This window comes from Haloquadratum walsbyi J07HQW2, assembly GCF_000415985.1.
Taxonomy (GTDB): Archaea; Halobacteriota; Halobacteria; order Halobacteriales; family Haloferacaceae; genus Haloquadratum; species Haloquadratum walsbyi_B.
Genome location: NZ_KE356561.1, coordinates 3,378,332 through 3,380,307 on the forward strand (window position 1 = coordinate 3,378,332; position 1,976 = coordinate 3,380,307).

The 1,976-nt window shown below is 49.4% G+C and carries 2 protein-coding genes and 1 pseudogene; all 3 read left to right on the forward strand.

Annotated features, from left to right (window positions below):
* Positions 1-825 (forward strand): ABC transporter substrate-binding protein (locus tag J07HQW2_RS15705; protein ID WP_021056637.1); only part of this gene is annotated, 825 nt, incomplete at its 5' end.
* Positions 826-836: 11 nt separating this feature from the next.
* Positions 837-1,712: a branched-chain amino acid ABC transporter permease gene (locus tag J07HQW2_RS15710; RefSeq protein WP_021056638.1), complete on the forward strand. Its 876-nt coding sequence runs from the start codon at positions 837-839 to the stop codon at positions 1,710-1,712.
* Positions 1,709-1,976 (forward strand): annotated as a pseudogene (locus J07HQW2_RS15715) (hypothetical protein); the annotation flags it as partial. The gene J07HQW2_RS15710 and the pseudogene J07HQW2_RS15715, both read left to right, overlap by 4 nt.

The following is a 1,976-nucleotide window of genomic DNA, read 5'->3' on the forward strand; positions in this document are numbered from 1 at the left end:
ACGGAGCGTGGACTGGACTGGTTCTGGCAGGTTCCACCTCACACTGGGGTCAAAGGCGAGTCGATGTTCAATTTCGCCAGCGATATGAACTCCGAATTCGATGCCGACTTAGAGCGGGTTGCGATTATTCATCAGAACGGCACCTTCGGCACAGAGGTCGCCAACTCGATGGTCGGTGTCATAGAGGAGAGTTCAGAATTCCAGCAGGCGCCTGAGACGATTTCTTATGACGCCTCATCAGTGACATCGCTTTCAGCGCAGATCCAGACAATAAGAGATGCTGAAGCCGATATTATTGTTCACGCAGCGAACGTGCGAGACGCGTTGATTATGCTGGAAGATATGAAAACTGAGGATTACTACCCCGAGATGATGCTGACTCCAGGGTCGGCATACCTCGACCCATCTGTTCTTGAAGAGAATGTCTCTGAACATGTTTTTTCTGGCGCTGACTTCTCTAACGATATGTACAATGTTCATCCCCCCATGGGGGAGTACAATGGCTACGCAGAGGAAAACTCAGGGACTCCATTTGATGGGAGTAATATCTACGCGTGGGGCGAGTTCTTCACTGCCGTCGCGGCGGCAAACAGAGCAGACAGTCTTGACCCGGAGGATCTCAAGAGCGCGTTGAATTCATTAAGTTTAGATCCGTACGTTTCTGGGCTTCCGTATCCTGTTGAGTTCGATGATAAGGGATACAATACTGAGGCGTTCAGTTTCGTCGTCCAAGCTGACAACAGCAAACTCGAGACTGTTTGGCCCTTTGATCAAGCACAGGACGATGTTATGACATATCCTGTGCCTGATTGGTCAGGACGATAAATAGAACTAAAATGGTCCCACTGATAATTAGCTCCGTTGTCGATGGAGTATTGATTGGTCTCGCATACGGACTTGTTGCTGCGGGGCTGGGGCTCATCTGGGGAGTGATGGATATCGTCAATTTTGCTCATGGAGAGCACATGCTTATTGCCATGTATGTCACGCTGTTAGCGTCAGCGGAGCTGAGTGTCAGCCCACTCATACTACTCCCAGTAAACGCCGCGCTAATGTTCCTCGTAGGGTACGGTACATATGTCGTCATCATCAAGCGGACGATGGGTGGTCCAATATTGGGACAAGTACTCTGTACTTTTGGGCTTCTGTTGGTGATCCGTTATGGCATTATATATCTTGTCGGTCCATCAACACGAACAGTCGACAACTTTGCTTTCGCTGGGAGCACGACCACCTATGGAATCTCCGTTTCATATCCAGCGGTGTTGACGGCAGCGGTGAGTCTCCTGACAATAGGCTTGCTCTATGCCATTTTACAGCGGAGTTCAATAGGCAAAGCGATTCGCGCAACGGCTCAAGATAAGCAGGCAGCGCAAGTTATGGGAATAAACACCGATCGAATTTACGCGATTTCGTGGGGAATCGGTCTTGCGGCGACTGGTATTGCCGGAACAATGATTGCGACGTACTTTCCGATCCAGCCCAACGCAACACCGGGCATATGGACTATCGCATCTTTCGCGGCAGTCGCATTAGGTGGACTCGGGAGTATCCTTGGTGCTGTTGTTGGTGGGATCGTCATTGGACTCGTACAGAATCTCGGTGCAAGTCTCCTTGATCCGTCATATCAACAACTCTACGTCTATATTGTGCTTATTGGAGCATTGCTATACCAGCGCGAGGGTATTCTTGATTGGGTGAGTGGTCAATGAGTGAGACAGAAGGCTCCAAGTTAGACTTCTTTAATCTGCAATCTATCTCTCTTCGGTACCTGATACCGGTCATATTCATCCCAGCGCTTGTGTTGCCACAACTCACCACCAGTTACTTTTTCCTGAACACACTGATCTATGCGTTATTATTCGTCGGATTGGGGCAGTCGTGGAACATTATCGGTGGGTATGCCGGTCAGATATCGTTAGGACACGCTGTAATGTTTGCATCCGGCGCGTATACGACTGGTATACTCTTCATAT

Excerpts from the sequence above, each read along its gene's own strand:
- J07HQW2_RS15710 (WP_021056638.1), top strand. The coding sequence starts at position 837 with ATGGTCCCACTGATAATTAGCTCCGTTGTCGATGGAGTATTGATTGGT.